This is a genomic window from Akkermansia sp. UBA7090 (assembly GCF_002493465.1).
GTDB classification, from domain to species: domain Bacteria; phylum Verrucomicrobiota; class Verrucomicrobiia; order Verrucomicrobiales; family Akkermansiaceae; genus Akkermansia; species Akkermansia muciniphila_A.
On the sequence record NZ_DKYW01000021.1, the window covers coordinates 43,667 to 60,913 of the forward strand.

Below are 17,247 nucleotides of genomic sequence, written 5' to 3' on the forward strand. Positions count from 1 at the left end.
AGGGAGGGTGGTTCAGGAGAGCATGTCCAGCGCCCGGTTCATGGATTTGAGGAAGGTCTGCACTTCCTCTTCCGTATTGTACAGGGCAAAGGAGGCGCGGGTTGTCCCGGTGGTACCCAGGGCGCACATGAGCGGCTGGCAGCAATGGTGCCCGGTTCTTACGGCAATCCCCATCTGATCCAGCAGCGTACCCAGGTCATAGTGGTGGATGCCCTTCGCCAGAACGGAGACCACGGCGCTGTGCGGCACGTCCGGCGCCAGTACGGTCAGGCGCGGCATGGCTTTCAGGCCTTCCACCGCCATATCCGTCAGTTTCTGTTCATGGGCGGCGATGTTGTCCAGGCCCAGTCCGGAGACGTAGCGGATGGCGGCCGCCAGACCCACAGCCCCGCCTATGTTGGGCGTTCCCGCTTCATATTTGAAAGGAATGTCATTGTAAACGGTTTTTTCAAAGGTGACTTCCTTGATCATCTCTCCGCCGCCCATCCACGGCGGCAGTTTTTCCAGCAGCTCCCTTTTCCCCCACAGCGCGCCGATGCCGGTGGGCGCGTACAGCTTGTGGCCGGAAAAGGCATACAGGTCGCAGCCCAGTTCCTGAACATCCACATTCATGTGGGAGACAGCCTGGGCCCCGTCAATCAGCACGATGGTTTCCTGCCTGTTCGCTTTGGCGAGTGCGGTCATTTCCCGCACGGGATTGACTGTCCCCAGCGTGTTGGAGACGTGTCCCACGGCTACGATGCGGGTGCGGGGGGAAAGCATGTTCCGGTAAGCTTCCATGTCCAGGGTCTGGCCCGGCGTCAGGGGAACCGCTTTCAGGACGGCGCCCGTGCGTTCGCACAGCATTTGCCAGGGAACGATGTTGGAATGGTGTTCGGAAGCGGTAACAATGACTTCGTCTCCCGGTTTGACCATGCCGGACCCGGCGATGGTATCCGCCGCCAGGTTGATGCCCATCGTGCAGCCGGAGGTGAACAGGACTTCCGCCGTTTCCGGCGCGTTGATAAACCGCGCCACCGTTTCCCGCGATTCTTCATGCGCTTCCGTCGCGAGCTGGCTCAGGTAGTGGGAACCGCGGTGCACATTGGCGTTTTCCGTATCGTAGTAATGGCGGATGGCGTCCAGTACGGCCAGGGGCTTTTGCGTGGTGGCCGCATTGTCCAGGTAAATGAGAGGCTTGCCGTGCACGCTGGTTTCCAGAATGGGGAACTGCGGGCGAATGGTTGCTGTGTCAAGCATGGCTATGGTACGAGTGAGGGTTCTTTGCGCAATTCATCCCAGCCCCCTTCCAGAATGAAAATGGGCGCTCGGATGCCGTATTCCGGCTTTTTCAGTTCATTGGCCACGGCCGCGCTGGAGGTGCAGTCCCTGCTGCAAAAGATGACGATGCAGAATCCCCTGTCCTCTGCCGTCATCAGGGCTTCCATGGCATTCGCCAGGAGTTCCTGGTAATTGGCATCCGCCGGGCGGATGGGGTAAACGGGAGCCTGTGTGACGGTATGGCGTTCAAAGTCGTCCTGTTTTCTGGCGTCAATCCAGAGGATTTTCCCCGGCCATTCCTTTAATATCTGGGAGAGGCACACGTGCCCTTCCTCCAGCGTTTCCGGGTTGCAGGGCGGCGTGCGGAACGGCTGGATGACGCGCAGGTCCAGCGCGGCGACGCCTACGGCCAGCAGAAATACGGCCAGCAGGAGTTTCAGAGCGGTGGAAAAAGCGTCTCTCATGGAAGGAAGGGCGGATGTCAGTTTTCCTTGATGGCCAGGAACCCCATTTGGCGCTTGTAGCGCGGCACGGTAGAATCCGTGCGCACCCAGATGGTGTTGAAGGCCGGTTTGGCCGTGGATTTGGGGGTGACGATGATTTTATATTCCCTGCCTTTTTTCACGGTCACAGGTTCGTAGTCAAAGGCGTCTCCCGTCAAATCCACCGTGGTCAGGTTGACGGGCAGTTCTTTGGAGATGGTGATTTTAATGGTTTTGGGTGCGGCGGCTTCTCCCCTGGCCCATTCCAGCTTGCGGGGCTCCATCCGGATGATGTCCGGGATTTGCGCGCGTATCACCAGCTTGTAGGCGGAGCCGTTGGCATGCACCGTCATGTCCTTGTCCACGGTACCGGAAAAATTGCCGGTTTTCATCACGGCGCTGATGACGCCGGATTCCCCAGGGGCATACGTCAGCTTGTTATCCTTCGCTCCGGCGGTGGTGCAGTCGCAGGAAACATGGATTTTACTGATAGTGATCGGGGTGCCGGACGTGTTGGTGAAGGGGAAGGAGGCGGTGATGCTGTCCTGGTCCGGAGCCGCCTTTACCGGAACTACCGTTTCCTTGAAGGACAATTCATTTTTGCCGGAGGCGAGGCTCCCGCACAAAAGCAGTCCTGACAGAATGGCGAGCCGGGTGGTCATGGGCGTTTCAGGATGGTTTTTCTTCTTTATTCCTGGCGGAGAAAATACTGGCGATGAAGAAAATAATTGCCGCTACGAAGATGCAGGAGTCCGCCACGTTGAAGGCGGGCCAGCGGTAGTTGAAGAGGGGGATGGTGACGTCAATGAAGTCCACCACGTAACCGTTCATCAGCTTGGTGAAGAAGCCGTGCTGCTGCTCATACGGAATCAGGAAGCCTTGAATCAGGCGGTCCGTCAGGTTGCCGGCTACGCCCGCCAGCAGCAGAACATAGGCCAGCTTGAGCCATGCCGTGTGGAAGAAGTTTTTCCGGTAAAGCACGACCAGGACCACGATGGCGAGCACGGGAACCGCCAGAAAAAGATAGCTGGACCAGACGGTGCCGTTCCCCAGCCCGAAAGCAACGCCCGTGTTGTGCACGCGGGTAATGTTCATGGTCCCGTCCAGGAAGGAAATGGGTTCCAGTTCCCTCAGTTTGTTCAGGGCGTCCACCGTGTTTGGATTCAGATCCGGGAGCCGCGCCAGTTCCGCCTCCGGCATGCGTCCGTTCGTGGCGAAGTCCAGCGTGCCGTCCGCATTGATGTGCTGGAAGCCCGGAAAGTCCGGCAGATAGGCGTACTTATGGAGCTTTTCGTTCAGGTAGTTCAGCGGGAAGCGGCGGATAATCCACAGCTTGCTGGCCTGGTCCAGCGCATACAGCCCTGCGCCCAGCAAGCTCCACCAGAGCCAGCCGGGGGGAGTTTTTTTATGGGGGGCGGGTTCTTTTTCCGTCTGGGGGTCCATATAAAGGTCGGGAAATGGAGTGGATGCGGTTCAGGAAAGAACTTCCGCGCAGCGTTCGCATACGTCCCTGCCCTCCGCCGCCGGTTCATACCGGCGGCAGCGCGGGCACATGGCATGTTCCGTTTTTGCGGCGGAGGCTGCCAGTTCCGGGCCGGTTTTCACGTCAAGGTCCGCGATGATGAAGAATTCCGTGGCAAACGCCCGGTCTTCCAGAAGCGCCACGACGTCTTCGCTCTCATTCACGGGAACGGTCAGAGTGATGGAGGCCTCATTATTTTTGGAAAATACCTTGGCCTTCACCTGTTCTTCAATGGCTACCTGAATGACGGACTTGATTTCCTGGAGACGGGAAATGACGGAGGTCGCCTCCTGGGTATCGTATTCCGGCATGGGGGCGGGGAAGTCCTGCTCATGCACGCTGCCTTCATATCCCGCGTATTCCCAGGCTTCATCCGCCGTGAAGGCCAGGATGGGAGCCAGCAGACGGCACAGAGCCTTGAAGATGATGGTCATGGCCGTTTGTGTGGCGCGGCGGCGCACGGAGGAAGATGAGTCGCAGTACAGGCGGTCCTTGGTGGTGTCCACGTACAGGGCGGACAGGTCGCTGGTGCAGAACTGGTTGATGGCGCTGAACGCCTTGCGGAAGTCATAGGCTTCATAGGCCTTCAGCGTTTCCCTGATGACGGCGTTCAGGCGTTCCAGAATCCAGCGGTCCAGGAGGGGCATGTGTTCCGGGGCGACTGCCTGCGCGGCGAAATCGAATCCGCTGATGTTGCCCAGCAGGATGCGCAGGGTGTTGCGGAGGCGGCGGTAGGGTTCCGTCACCTGCTTGAAGAGGTCTTCCCCGAAGGGGACTTCATTTTGCCAATCCACGGAAGCGGCCCACAGGCGCACGATGTCTGCACCGTATTTGTCGTAGTAATAGGCCGCGTCAATGGGTTTGCCGCTCTTGGCGTCAGATTTGGAGGTTTTTTTCCCGGTGTCTTTGTCCACGACGAAGCCGTGGGTCATCACGGCCTTGTACGGAGCCTTGCCGCGCCAGGCGACGGAAAGCATCAGGGAACTCTGGAACCAGCCTCGGTGTTGGTCCGTAGCTTCCAGGTAAAGGTCCGCCGGCGCGTCCAGCCCGGGGCGGTTGTCCATGACGGCCATATGGGAACTGCCGGAATCAATCCAGACGTCCAGCGTATCCTTGCCCTTTTTCCAGGTCTTCGGCAGGCCGAGGCGTTCGCACAGGTCTTCATCGGAGAGTTCAAACCAGATGTTGGAACCGTGTTTCTCCACCATATCCGCGATTTTGCGAACCAGGGCGGCGTCCAGCACGGCTTTGCCGTTTTCGTCAAAGAAGACGGGCAGCGGCACGCCCCAGGTGCGCTGGCGGGAGATGCACCAGTCCGGCCTGGCTTCCACCGTGCCGTAAATGCGGTTGCGGCCCCAGGAGGGCAGCCACTGCACCTTGTCTATTTCTTCCAGGGCCTGCGGGCGGAGCTTGTCCATGGAGATGAAGAACTGTTCCACGGCCCGGAAAATAATAGGCGTCTTGGAACGCCAGCAGTGCGGGTACTGGTGGCGGTATTCTTCCACGCCGAAGAGGTTGTCGCCCTGTTCCAGCATGGAAATGATGTCCTTGTTGGCGTCAAAGACATGTTTGCCCACCAGGGAGGGCACGCCCACTTCCTCCGTGTATTTGCCGTCGTCGTCCACGGGGGAGAGGACGGGCAGTCCGTATTGGCGTCCTACGTTATAGTCGTCCGCGCCGTGGCCGGGCGCGATGTGGACGATGCCGGTTCCGGTGTCCGTGGTGACGAAATCCGCCAGGATGATTGTTGACGTTCGGGAAAGGAAGGGATGCCGGGCTTCGCAGTTTTCCAGTTCGGCTCCCTTGAATTCACGGATGGTTTCCGCAAGAGCCCAGCCCGTTTTCTGAGCGAAGGCATCCAGCAGCTCTTTGACGATGACGAGGTTTTCCGTCTGGCCGTTCTTCATGAACCTGCCTGCCACGTAGGTGAAACGCGGATGGAGGGCGAGACCTACGTTGGCGGGCAGCGTCCACGGAGTAGTGGTCCAGATGACCATGGAGGCTTTCAGTCCCAGGGGATTGTCAAGAAGCGGGAAGCGCACGAAAACGGAGGTACTGACCTTTTCCTTGTAGTCTATTTCCGCTTCCGCCAGCGCCGTATAGGCCCCATAGGACCATTGGACGGGTTTGCGGCTCTGGTACACCGCTCCGTCTTCCACCAGTTTGGCGAACACGCGCAGGATGTTGGCCTCATACGCCGGCTTCATGGTCAGGTAGGGATTCTCCCAGTCGCCGAACACGCCCAGGCGGCGGAAGGAAGTGCGCTGAATGTCAATGAATCCTTTGGCGAATTCCGCACAGCGCCGGCGGATTTCCGCCGCATCCAGGTCACGGGCCTTCTGAACTACCTTGAATTCAATGGGAAGGCCGTGGCAGTCCCAGCCCGGAACATAGGGGGCGGCGTAGCCTGCCATGGTTTTGGATTTCAGGACAAGGTCCTTGAGAATTTTGTTCAGGGCGGTGCCCATGTGCACATCCCCGTTGGCGAAGGGGGGGCCGTCATGAAGGAGGAACCGGGGTGCGCCCTGGGCCATCCTGCGGGACAAAATGCGTTCGTACAGCCCGGTGTCTTCCCACTTTTTCAGGCGTACGGGTTCGTTTTTCGTCAGATCCCCTCTCATGGGGAAGCCGGTTTCCGGTAACAGGATGGTGTCTTTATAATTCTTTTCGGGCGCACTCATGCCCGGAAAAAGTACCACTGGACCCGGTTCCGGTCAACCCTGCGGTGCGGCACACCTGGGTCCTAGCGCATTCATTCCCGCCGTGTTCCGGAGGAGGGGACGGCGCCAGAAGGAGCGCCCCCGCGGGCAGAAGCCGGGGAAGGAAGAAATCCCTGTTCCCTGAGCCATTGTTCGGCGGCATCCGGCCATTGATCCGTGGGATGCCCGCGTTTTTCCATGCCATACCCGTGGCCTCCCGTTGGATAGAGATTAAGGCTGACGGGAACCCCCTTATTCCGGCAGGCCTGTTCCATCAACCTGCTGTTGGCGCAGGAAACGCCGTCATCCAGAGCGTGAACGAGGAAGACCGGGGGCGTCTGTTCCGTTACCTGCCGCTCCGCGGAACACATCTCCTCCAGGGCCGGGGAGGGATGGGGGCCCAATATTTTGTTGCGCGTTCCCCCGTGGGTTGTATGGGGCGCCATGGTAATGACGGGATAAATGAACATGGAAAAATCCGGACGGGCGGAAATGTTTTTCAGCGGATTTTCCGCTTCTTCCGGCAGGGTGCGGTTCCACAGCGTAGAGGTCATGGCCGCCAGATGGCCGCCTGCGGAAAAGCCCATGACGCCGATGCGGAGAGGGTCAATTCCCAGGGAGGAGGCGTTTTCCCGCACGGTCCTCAGGGCCTGGCGGGCGTCCAGCAGGGGGCCGGGAAACTTCCCCAAGGCATTGCTGGTTCCTGAAACGCGGTATTTCACGACAACCCCCACCATGCCGTGTTCCGCCGCCCAGCCGGCAATGCGGCTCCCTTCCTTTTCAATGGCCTGGATGGAATACCCCCCTCCCGGAAAGATACACAGGGCCGTGCGCTTGTCCTGCGGCCTCCATCCGGCGGGGAAGTGAAGCAGAACCTGCGCTTCCCCCACATCCGTAATGTGTCCGGCGGAGACTTGTTTTTCTTTCAGATCCGCCGCTTTCAGTCCCAGGGAAATCCATCCGGAGTGAAAGGCTTTTCCCTCTGAGGGCAGGCAGATGGCCTCCAGCGCGGACGGTTCAGGAGGTACAGCTGCGGTGCAGGCGAATGCCGGAAAAAAAGCGGAGAAGAAGACCGGGTTCATGTTCATGGTTTGTTGGCGAGTGAAATGATGAGTTTGGAAAGTCCCTGCACTACTTCTGCAAACTGGGGATAGTCCAGCTTTTCAGCCGTATCGCTGGTTTCATGGTAATCGTCGCAACGGAGGAAGGCCGTATCCGTGACGGCAAAGGAGGGGATGCCCTCCTTCATGTATCCCCAGTCGTCAGACCAGGAAACGCCGCGGGCGTAATACGGGAACACGGCGGAACGCACCGGAAAACGGCTTAAAGTGGAAAATTCCTCCGCGCAGGAGCGTGCCAGTTTGCGGCCCGTGTTGGTGGAGAGGAAGGCAACATAGTCGCAGCGGTCCGGCAGGCCGGCCAATCCGGCAACTACGGCGGATTGGCGTTTTTTATTCACCCGGGGAGAATAGCAGCCCAGCGTTTCCAGGGCAATCATGCCGATGATTTTTTCCCTGCCCGGATGAAGGGAGACGGATTTGGCATGCACGGCGCTGCCCATGGCGGGCGTCTGGTAAAAGGGAGGCTCTTCATTGGCGTAGGCCACTAGGCAAACATCGTGGAGGGTGGAAGTTGCTGCAAGGGCGCGTGCCGTTTCCAGCAGGGCGGCTGCGCCGGAGGCGTTGTCATTGGCTCCCGGCGTTCCGGTGCGGGAAGGCCGGGCGGGGCCGTGGTCGTGCCAGTTGTCCATGCCCACTTTGGTATCGTAATGCGCGCCGACGATGAGCGTTTTGGGCCGGGGGGAGGTCCCTTTCTTGATGGCGATGAGATTATATGCCGTCCAGTCCTTGACGGCGCCGAATTCTCCGGAGGGTGGGATATGGACAGCTTGGCGCGTGACGGCATAACCCATCTCCTCCAGTTTTTGTTCAATGTAGCGGGCGGAACGCTCCATGGCGCCGGAGTGGTAAACGTTCCGTTCACCGATGGAATCCGCCAGGTGGAATACATGCGCTTTCAGGAGCGTTTCCGTTTGGTCCGTGTCCGGTATTTCTCCGCTTCCGCGGGGAGAAAAAAGCTTGGAACAGGAGCTGAGGGCGATGCAGGCCGCCGTTATGAGCAGACTGAGCCTGAAGGTCATGGAAAAGAAATGCATGGCGGAAGTTGGAAAAGTCATGCAGGAAGAGAATCCTAATGGGAAAGCGGAGGAAAATCAAGACGCGCCGTTTCTCCCTTATTCATGGACAAATCCTTTTTCCGGCCTCGATGCATGAACCGGAATTTGCCCGGACGCGTAGCGGTAGCCGTGGCCTGCACCCGGCCGTCTTGCCAGGACAAATCCACCTTAAGCCCGCCCCGCGTGCGCAATCCCGTGGCGGAACCCTTCTTCCAGTCGTCTGCCAGGGCCGGGGCCAGCAGGATAACCTGGAACCCGTCCTGCATGACCCGGCTCTGGATCAGGCATTCGGCCACGCCGGAGGAAAAGCCGAAGTTCCCTTCTATCTGGAACGGGGGATGGAGGTCAAAAAGGTTGGAGTTGATGTAGTGCCTCAGCATGGTGTACATCCTGTCCTCTGCGGCGTTTCCGTCGCCTAGGGCGGCGTAAAGATTGATGAGCCATGCCGTGCTCCATCCCGTCCTGATGCCATTGTTTCCCATATCCGCGTACTTGCGCCGGAAATCGGCTGACTTGCGTACAGCCTCCGCGTATTCCGGCGTATTGAGAACGTCCCATTCCGTGCCGGGAAATAGGCCGTAAAGGTGGCTGATGTGCCGGTGGCCCTTCTGCATTTCTTCAAAAGGCTGCCTCCATTCCTGTACCCTTCCGTCGGGGCCGATGGCAGGTTGGGGAATTTTCCTGAGGAATTGAACGGCTTTAACCAGAGTAGGCGTTTGTACGCCCAGCTCCCCGCAGGCGTAAATGTAATTGCGGAGGGATTCCCTGCCCAGAAGCTGGTCATGGGAAGCGCCGTTGGAAACATAGGAAAGCACGTTGGGGCCTGTGCCGTCCGGCGCGTAAAATCCGGTCTCCGGCGATACGCCGGGACCGGAAAGGTAACGGCCCTCGCCGTCATCTTCAAACCAGGACATGATGAAACGCGCGTTGGATTCCAGAATGGGCAGCGATTTTTTAAGGTCTTCCCGGTCTCCGGTGAAACGGTAGCTGTCCACCAGGTGGGCGCATGCCCACGCCCCGTTCATGAGGCTGGCCCCCCATTCCGGATTGTTGCCTGAAAAATAGGTGCGTTTCCAGCAATCCGTATAGTGGCCGAAGCAGAAGCCGTCCCGTTTGATGAAGCGCGCGAATTCCTCTCCGTGGGGGCGCAGGCTGCGGACAAAATCAAGATAGGAGTTCTGGAATTCTCCCAGCCCGGTGACATGGGAGGGCCACTGGTTCATCTGGCTGTTGATGTTCAGGAAATAGCAGCCCATCCACGCCGCCCTCAGCTCCGGATTCCATAATCCCTGCAAACCGCAGGGAAGCTGCCTCGGTCTGGTGTGGGCAATCGTGCAGAAGCGGCCGAACTGGAAAAGTTGTTCCAGAAGATCCGGGTCCTTCTTTCCCTGTTTGACCCGTTCTAGTCTTTGGGCGGTGGTCATGGCGGAGACCCCGGCTGGGGAATCTCCCAGATCCACCTGGCAGCGCGTCATGAGCCGGGAAAAATAATCTTCCGTTTCCGCCGCCAGTTTTTTCCATCCCGCCTTTTGCGCTTTTGCCAGGATTTGCGCGTTTTTAGCCGCCAGGGAATGCGTCAGGGGAGCTTCCGGCTTCCGGATATTGTAATCTGTGGAAATGGATGAAAGCACCAGCACTTCCCGGGCGGAATCAAGAATAATTGTTGAGCCTTTGCGGGTAATGGAGGCTCCGGGAGCCAGGATGACCACCGTGTTTTCAAACCGGGTGCCTCCGTTGCTTCCCTGTCCTTCCAGCGTCCAGCCATTCGGCTGCGCAACAATTCGGGAAGCCGGATCCGGGTGTTCCAGATTCAGGGAAACGCGGCATCCGGACGGCATTGTGCAGGCAATGTGGTAGGCGGCGCAGTCGCTGGACGGAGCCGCCAGGATTTCTGTGGTCAATTCCCCAGTGCCGAATTGGGCGCGGGTGGTTGCCTTGCCCCGTCGCATATCCAGCGTACGCTGATAGGAGGAAGGTGAGGGGAGCCCCTGGAATTCCACCTGGAGACGCCCCCCCTGCTGGTAATCCCCCGCAATGTTGCCGGGGGGAAGGATGTTCTTCCGGAATAGCTGGTCCGCACTGCGGTATTTTCCTTCCTTGCAAAATTCGCGCGCCTTGTCCAGAGCTTCCGCGGCGCCTTCCCTCATTTGGAAATTTTTCTTTGCGAAAATGCTTCCTTCATTGAGGACGACGGTTTCCTTCGGGAAAACGCCGAAAGAGAGGATGCCCAACCTTCCGTTGCCCGTGCCGTATCCTTCCGTCCATACCCGGGCGGGGGTGGAGGCGGTGACCTGCATGGGGGCCGGAATGGCCCGGAGGGGGACGGCTGCGGCGAAAAGGCAGAGCAGGAAGGAATATTTCAAGGTTGCAGGGATGTTCATGAGAGAAGATGAATATTGCGTATGATAAAAGTAAAAGAAAGCTGGTGTAAAAAGCGTTATTTTTTTAATCGGCTTCCGGTGCCGGCGTAAATGACCGCAAACGCAATGCTTCCCGCCAGAAAGCACAGGGATGCGGACAGAAGCACGGAGTTCTGGAGAAGGATGCTGGCAAGCCAGAGCAGCATGGTGAAGGCGAGGCAGTACATGATTTTCCCCATGAACCGGCACAGCGCCTGTTCATCATACTTTCTTTTTTGCTCTCTGCTCATCATGTTGCAGCCTGTGATGAGGAAAGAACATTTCCCCATGGAAAGAATGACGCCAAGAATCATGAAACCTGCCATCATGGCGACGGGTATAGGAACAGGTGCATCCATAAGCTGGCAAAATGGGGGAATGAGAGAACCCGGCCGTTCGACCGGACGGGAGAGGCGGCGTTTTGCGGAATACGTTGGGGAAACTGTGTTTCTTTCAGCAACGGAGAAACTCCGTTGTTCCTGCCGAAGGCTTCCGCAGGGTACGGTTACGGTTTCTTTTTGACATTAAAACAGGAAACAGCAGGAACAGAACCAGGCGATGATGAGCAGGCCGCAGGTAAATTCCAGCAGCAGGCCGGCAAGCATCCCAAGCGCCGCTCCGGAACCGGCCCTGAAGGCGTCCATGATATCCTTTCTGGCAAAGGTAAGTTCCGCCAGCAGCGCTCCCAGGAACGGCATGAACAAAAGGCCTACGATGGGGGAGAAAAGGAGGCTCCCCGCCACGGCGCCGATCATGGCTCCCCAGATTCCGGCGGCAGTGCTGCCGAATTTTTTGGCGCCCATGCCTCCGGAAAGCTTGTCAATGACCATGCCTCCCGCCACCAGCAGCGCCAGGACAGTCCATTCCCACCACTCCAGATTCTCTTTTCCCATGACTCCCTGCCAGACGCACCCGGCCGCAATGATGATAATTCCGGGAAGCATGGGGATGAGCGTGCCGATCAGCCCCATGCCGAATAACAGCAGGGTGACGCACCAGACGAGGGTTTCCGAAAGGAGATGGGGCATGCTTTCCTTCTTATCAGGAAGCCGGGCGGGAGGCAAGGTTTCTGCCCGGCTTGCGGATGACGAAGAAAGGAAAAAAGGGGGAGAAATTATTATTGCGGTTGTTGCGGGCGTGATATGGAATGGCGCCTATGACTTCCACCGGTGCTTATCTATGCGGTTGCATCATGCTCTTTGGTGTTTTTTCTCAGGGGGGCATGTCTTCTCCGGTTTCCGTTTCCGCAGCGGATTCCTCCGCCGTTCAAGAACTGGCTCATTCCCTGAAAGCCCGTGTGGGCATGGCTGCGGAAATGCTGGATACGGGGGAAACCGTCGCGGTGGGGGATGAGGCGGCCTATCCCATGCAGAGCGTCGTTAAATTCGTGCTGGCCTTGTCCGTCTTGAAGCGGGTGGACCAGGGCGTCATGAATCTGGAACAAATCATCCGCATCCGTCCGGAACAACTGGTGAAAGATACCTGGAGCCCCCTCCGGGAGAGTTTCCCGCAAGGCGGCGATTTTTCTCTGAAGGAACTGCTGAGGGTGACTGTCCAGGAAAGCGACAACAATACCTGCGACCTCCTGTTTAGCCTTATTGGAGGGCCGCAGGCCGTGCAGAAGGATTTGAAGGAATGGGGTATTGACGGCATTAATGTCCGGTTTACGGAAGATGAAATACACCGGAACCGCGACTTACAATATGCCAACTCAAGCCGCCCGTCGGCCATGAACTCTCTTCTCCGCGCGTTTGACGAAGGTAAAATTCTGAAAAAAGGCACACAACGTGTTCTTTGGGACATCATGGCCGGTTGCTCTACAGGCCTTGAACGTCTGAAAGGACAGCTGCCGCGGGATTATGTGGTGGCGCATAAAACGGGATCCGGATTCTCGCTTCCGGGGGGTGGCGTTACCGCCCGCAATGACGTCGGCATCATTGTTCTTCCCAACGGCCGGAAAATGGCGGTTTCCGTGTTTATCAGGGATTCAAAGGATTCTGAATCCGCTTGTGACCGGGTGATTGCCTCCATGGCCCGCTGGCTGTGCATGGAATGGAAGCCTGCCGCCGGAAAAGAATAACGGAATAATGCAGAATAGTCTTGGCGTCAGATTTTCAAAAGATTCTGGCTTTTGATATTCAGCGCATTGCTTGGATGAGCAACAGAGGGAGATTGATGAAATAATACTGAAGTAAAAAATTCCGTAAAATGATGATGAGAATGAGTGTCTCTGTCCCACGCCAATAGAAGCTTTCTTCTCATATGGGCTTGAGGAGAGATAACAAAAAATAAGGGGTTTTGCTATTGCGATGATTGCATTTGGCATTTGCTAAAAATATATTTAGCATATTTATATTTTGTGTTAAAAGAGCTTCTTCGTATATTCTTCACCTCCAATTTTTTTTCCTGTCAAAAAGATGAATGTGTTTGGTGTTATATGCCATGAACAATAAATAAGGTTTTTTATTTATTGCAATATGAAATATACCCAGAGTTCCTATAAAAGGAGCGTCTGTTTCCGTTTTTCCATCCCGAAATAAATCGTATTTGCTGATAATTCTCGCTAATTCCTTCTTTTGTTCCAAATTTAATTTTTTAACTCGATGTTTTTTTATCATCTTTAAGAAAAGATGTTTCTGCATATAAATCGATTTGTTGATATTCTTGATCTGCTGCCCCTCTTTTTGAGGTAAGGCAAAAAAAATAAGAATATAATTATGATTAATTTCATGATTAAATAAATTCAAAATTATGTGGGATAGTCCCGCTGTAAAATTCTCAAAATATTTTGGTTTTTTATATTCATAATATTACTCGAATGAAAAAACAAGAGTAAACAATTACGAATTAAAATGACGATGAATAGAGACTCATAACTATTTAGTACATAGAAAGACATCGTTGTATTCAGATTGAACTAACCAAGCCATCAGTCTGGAATTTACAGTAAGCGAATTTGATTGATTAGATTACTCACTTTAACAGTAATATTACCGTATATAGTAGGATCCACATTGAATTTTTGCATATTGTCCGATATATAATCTAGAATTCTAAGAGCAGGAACTAGACATCCTTTGATTGATTGGGGATCTTGCTTCAGACGGATTTGTAGCGTATTCGCCAATGCATTAATTATATCTGAGTCATCTTCACTTGCTTCCGACAAAAGATACGGTTCCATAGAAGGAAAGTAAAAAGCGAATGCTTTACTTCCCATCCATTTTAAATCTTCTTCATAATATGTCGGATATTCAAAAAAAAGATTTGCGGCTTCGCTCTGGCTTTTTCCATGGAAATGTTTCAGGGCTGTTAACTCGTCAATATTTCGTGGTGTAGGATTAATATCTTTTTTAGTTGGAATAGTTGTCATATTTGAGGGAGTTGTGGGAGGTTGTTGCATCCTGCCTTTACCGCAGGTTTTGCTGCATTTTGAAAAGGCTTTTATCTTATTTGTCAATTCATTTTTGTGACTGGATACGGCTGCTGCGCTCCCTTTAGTAATACTACCAGGAAGAATATAGTCACATTTTTTCTTAAAATATAACGAGTAGCCAGTAATTTCCGCTGCCCTAGCCGTCAATAATTTCAAATAATCAGGGCATTTGAGGCAAGCTTTACATCCCGCTGCATTTTTATCGGCAGCTTTGTATCCATCATAAATCGCAAGACATTCGGCTGTTTTTTTACTTTTTCTTTAGCATCTTTTACTGCAACTTTTTTCGCTGCTTCTTTAGTTGCAATTTTTGCTCCTGTTTTCATGCCTTGCAAAGCTATGGCAGGCCCTATTCCTTCCCCTGTTGGTCCTCCTAAAATAACATCTCCTACAACAAGGGCTGCAGATAAAAGGTCAATCCCGAAATCTCCCCAACTATATAAACCAAGAATATTAATATCAGATTTTGGTTCGTTGTTTATAAATACATAATTGTTTGCTATGAGATTCTCACTGATTTTATCTTTCCCAATCCATCTTTCATCATGGAGGTTATAATGGCGGTAATTGCATCCAAATATTTTTAGCTCGTTATGCACCAATAAAATACAACTAGGAATGGAATTGAGGATACAATATTCCTAAGAATGTCCAATCGAGAAATTTTATTCACATGATTATACGGAAATTCAGCAAAAGAGGATAATATAAATGATATGATCCATTGGACTGCGAATATAAAAGAAATATAATAAGCATCCGTTGACGGTCTAAAAAAACCAAAACACAAAAAACACGTTAGAATGCAACATGTAAATAAAAAATGTTTTTTTGTTTTGGAATTAACAGAAATGATAATTATGGATAAGATAAATGATAGCGAAATTAAAAATGCTCCTCCACAAAATGGAAACATCGCTAATTCTAACAAACTCCAGAATATTAGAGAAATACATCCAATTATTAAAAATCTATGGTTCATTTCAATATTAAATTTCAAATTAATTTTTTATAAATATTTTGAACAATATGGATTGCAGTCCAAAGCTTTTTGTATTTCTTTTCCTTGATTTTCAATTTGTTTGCTTGTTGGTTCAATAATTTTTGTCTCAATGAGGTCAGGTAAAAGTTCTTCAAATCCCATCTTCCATCCACCTTCCGGAGTGCCTATTGCTTTAGAAGAAATCAGATAAAATCCACAATTAATATAGCAAGAAACATGATTAATTAATCTTTGCGTATTTTTATCTTTGCATCTACCTATCTTTTGCATTCCAGCTTCCGCTTCGGATAGACATTCTGCTACACATTCGTGCAGGTTTAATCACCTTTCCATTTTCCGAATATTTGTCAACAAATTTGTGGCATATGTTACAAGCTTTGGGTATATAGGGATCTGATACCATTCTTCCCTCGCCATCACAACATTTAGAATCCTTGTATTTATTGTAATTATCACAATATTTGTGAGCAGCAGAGTTAACAATACGATCTCTGTCCTGTATTTGATTGATAATAGCAACAGTCAAAGCGCCTTCGTATCCAGGAGCCTGAAGACCAATGATATCGTAGGAACTTAAAGGCGCCTGATAAACATATGAGTACACATTCCATCTTCTTTCGTCTATAATCGGATCTCTCGAAGTCCACCTTCCATCCACGGGATTATAGAACCGAAAGTTATAATATACCATCCCCAGCTCGGCATCATATGCCTCGCTGTTCCATTGAAGGGGATTGGTGATGTTGCCCCTTTGCGTGACTTCGCCGAAGGGGGCGTAGGAGTAGGAATTCGCGATGGTTCCGTTGTTCTTGTAGAGTTCCATCACGTTTTTGGTCAAGTCCCAGCCGTAGGCAAACCAGCTGCCCGCCGTCTGGATAGCCAGTGAGGGGCGTCGGATCTCGTTAGATGTACATATATACATCACTACAATAACGAGCGTTCCTATCAAGATATCGGAATATGGAGGGCGACTTATCGAAATGTAATTGAAAGTTTCAGATCAATCTTACGGAAAGAAGATTAGCCTTACAAACTTTAGTTAACCATACACTTTGTCAGAAATCTTCCTTTTTAGAATACTCTTGGTTAACCAACAGGGGCATGAACTCTCATAGGAGACGCTTGTAGGCGAAAGAAGAAGATCCACAAGAACTTCTGTTATTACGACAACTTCTTGTTCTCGATTAGTTGCATAGATAATGTTTCGCATGTAGCAACCATCATGAAGCTTCATGCAACAGTCTTTCTTTTTTAAGATTAACATGTAGATTCTTTTATTTTATCAATTATGTTTATCGGAATGTTGTTTCCATTCCATTTACATTCTATATATTGTTTAACCACATTCAAAGCTTCAGTTTCGGAGTCTGTAAGAATATACGAATCTAAAGGAAAGAACCATCCACATTCTTCAAACCAAAGCCATTCTTTGGTCTCTTTCGTTTTATTAATATCACGTTTAACGAGAAATTTATCCCTTGTGTATAGTTTTGGATAGATATAACCACTTTTTTGATCAAAATAAAGTTCCAGTTTGAGCCACTCCATTTGCCCTGTCTCTAAGCGAGGTAACAAAAGGTATTCATTAAGTAATTTCATATTAATTTTTTACACATTTAACGTTTAAGTGTTTTGCTTGATATCCCCTAGGGGTATTCTTTTGAGCATCTTTTTTTGCAAGCCTTTTAGCTTCTCTTTCAGATTTATGATAACCAACTCCGGTTACCCAACCACAGCATGCTTTTCCTCCCCCTAAATCAATCATACCTCCTTTTGCTGTACAAGCATACTCCCCCTTATGTTTCTTTTTGCCGCTATTTTTCTTTGGTTTCGGGGCAGCTTTGGATACTTTGCTTACTCCCGCTGGCAGAAATGGGACAACTGTAGCTATCGTATCTGTTGCAAGGTCTGTTAGTCCACTTCTCACCATGTCATCGTCATCTGTAACCCAACCGGTAATAATAGCTCCGGCATCCCAAAGTAAATTCCCGATGTCCCACACAGTATCCCAAACAAGACCTAATTGGTCCCATTTCCCGTATACATCATTCCCTACAAACTCAAATAAATTAGCTCCACTCTCTTCCCCGATGGGGTCTCTCGAAGTCCACCTTCCATCCACGGGATTATAGAACCGGAAGTTGTAATATACCATCCCCAGCTCGGCATCATATGCCTCGCTGCTCCATTGAAGGGGATTGGTGATGTTGCCCCTTTGCGTGGCTTCGCCGAAGGGGGTGTAGGAGTAGGAATTCGCGATGGTTCCGTTG

Annotated in this window: 18 protein-coding genes; 1 reads left to right on the forward strand and 17 read right to left on the reverse strand. The window is 52.4% G+C overall.

The window, feature by feature from the left end:
* Positions 1-12: 12 nt before the first annotated feature.
* From B3075_RS07635 to B3075_RS07680, 10 genes are all read right to left on the reverse strand, one after another.
* Complete coding sequence (locus tag B3075_RS07635) at positions 13-1,239, reverse strand: aminotransferase class V-fold PLP-dependent enzyme (RefSeq protein WP_094136585.1); 1,227 nt, start codon at positions 1,237-1,239, stop codon at positions 13-15.
* 2 nt (positions 1,240-1,241) lie between these two features.
* On the reverse strand, positions 1,242-1,724 hold the full coding sequence (locus tag B3075_RS07640) for a rhodanese-like domain-containing protein (RefSeq protein WP_102747307.1): 483 nt from the start codon (positions 1,722-1,724) through the stop codon (positions 1,242-1,244).
* 17 nt (positions 1,725-1,741) lie between these two features.
* Positions 1,742-2,404 (reverse strand): DUF1573 domain-containing protein, encoded by a 663-nt coding sequence (locus tag B3075_RS07645; RefSeq protein ID WP_290488228.1) that lies wholly within the window; start codon positions 2,402-2,404, stop codon positions 1,742-1,744.
* 7 nt (positions 2,405-2,411) lie between these two features.
* Positions 2,412-3,185, reverse strand: a complete 774-nt coding sequence (locus B3075_RS07650) for a signal peptidase II (protein WP_102747305.1) — start codon at positions 3,183-3,185, stop codon at positions 2,412-2,414.
* Between the two features lie 30 nt (positions 3,186-3,215).
* Positions 3,216-5,945 carry an isoleucine--tRNA ligase gene (ileS, locus tag B3075_RS07655; RefSeq protein WP_290488227.1) on the reverse strand — a complete coding sequence of 910 codons (2,730 nt, stop codon included), beginning with the start codon at positions 5,943-5,945 and terminating at the stop codon, positions 3,216-3,218.
* A 71-nt stretch (positions 5,946-6,016) separates the two neighbouring features.
* Positions 6,017-7,051: an alpha/beta hydrolase gene (locus B3075_RS07660; RefSeq protein WP_290488226.1), complete on the reverse strand. Its 1,035-nt coding sequence runs from the start codon at positions 7,049-7,051 to the stop codon at positions 6,017-6,019.
* Complete coding sequence (locus B3075_RS07665) at positions 7,048-8,139, reverse strand: M28 family peptidase (RefSeq protein ID WP_290488225.1); 1,092 nt, start codon at positions 8,137-8,139, stop codon at positions 7,048-7,050. The genes B3075_RS07660 and B3075_RS07665 overlap by 4 nt, the downstream gene beginning before the upstream one ends.
* A 14-nt stretch (positions 8,140-8,153) precedes the next feature.
* A complete protein-coding gene (locus tag B3075_RS07670; RefSeq protein ID WP_290488224.1) occupies positions 8,154-10,520 on the reverse strand; it encodes a glycosyl hydrolase family 95 catalytic domain-containing protein in 2,367 nt (788 codons plus the stop codon).
* A gap of 56 nt (positions 10,521-10,576) precedes the next feature.
* Positions 10,577-10,897, reverse strand: coding sequence for a DUF3784 domain-containing protein (locus B3075_RS07675; protein ID WP_290492065.1), 321 nt, complete (start codon positions 10,895-10,897; stop codon positions 10,577-10,579).
* Between the two features lie 165 nt (positions 10,898-11,062).
* Entirely contained in the window at positions 11,063-11,566 is a 504-nt protein-coding gene (locus tag B3075_RS07680; RefSeq protein ID WP_290488222.1) for a DUF456 domain-containing protein, read from the reverse strand.
* A 194-nt stretch (positions 11,567-11,760) separates the two neighbouring features.
* Between B3075_RS07680 and bla the strand changes: the two genes are divergently transcribed.
* On the forward strand, positions 11,761-12,618 hold the full coding sequence (gene bla, locus B3075_RS07685) for a class A beta-lactamase (RefSeq protein WP_290488221.1): 858 nt from the start codon (positions 11,761-11,763) through the stop codon (positions 12,616-12,618).
* Between the two features lie 307 nt (positions 12,619-12,925).
* Here the strand turns inward: bla and B3075_RS07690 are convergent, their stop codons facing one another.
* The 7 genes from B3075_RS07690 to B3075_RS07720 all read right to left on the reverse strand — a co-directional run.
* Positions 12,926-13,180 carry a hypothetical protein gene (locus tag B3075_RS07690; protein WP_290492066.1) on the reverse strand — a complete coding sequence of 85 codons (255 nt, stop codon included), beginning with the start codon at positions 13,178-13,180 and terminating at the stop codon, positions 12,926-12,928.
* 299 nt (positions 13,181-13,479) lie between these two features.
* The gene (locus B3075_RS07695; protein ID WP_290488219.1) at positions 13,480-14,130 is read right to left on the reverse strand and encodes a hypothetical protein; all 651 of its coding nucleotides are present in this window, start codon (positions 14,128-14,130) and stop codon (positions 13,480-13,482) included.
* Positions 14,127-14,573, reverse strand: coding sequence for a hypothetical protein (locus B3075_RS07700; protein WP_128153707.1), 447 nt, complete (start codon positions 14,571-14,573; stop codon positions 14,127-14,129). The genes B3075_RS07695 and B3075_RS07700 overlap by 4 nt, the downstream gene beginning before the upstream one ends.
* A gap of 410 nt (positions 14,574-14,983) precedes the next feature.
* Positions 14,984-15,247 carry a hypothetical protein gene (locus B3075_RS07705; protein ID WP_290488218.1) on the reverse strand — a complete coding sequence of 88 codons (264 nt, stop codon included), beginning with the start codon at positions 15,245-15,247 and terminating at the stop codon, positions 14,984-14,986.
* Positions 15,231-15,800: an RHS repeat domain-containing protein gene (locus tag B3075_RS07710; RefSeq protein ID WP_290492067.1), complete on the reverse strand. Its 570-nt coding sequence runs from the start codon at positions 15,798-15,800 to the stop codon at positions 15,231-15,233. The genes B3075_RS07705 and B3075_RS07710 overlap by 17 nt, the downstream gene beginning before the upstream one ends.
* Before the next feature lie 434 nt (positions 15,801-16,234).
* Positions 16,235-16,576: a hypothetical protein gene (locus B3075_RS07715; RefSeq protein WP_290488216.1), complete on the reverse strand. Its 342-nt coding sequence runs from the start codon at positions 16,574-16,576 to the stop codon at positions 16,235-16,237.
* A 1-nt stretch (position 16,577) separates the two neighbouring features.
* Positions 16,578-17,247, reverse strand: a 670-nt coding sequence (locus B3075_RS07720) for an RHS repeat-associated core domain-containing protein (RefSeq protein WP_290488215.1), incomplete at its 5' end; no start/stop codon positions are given.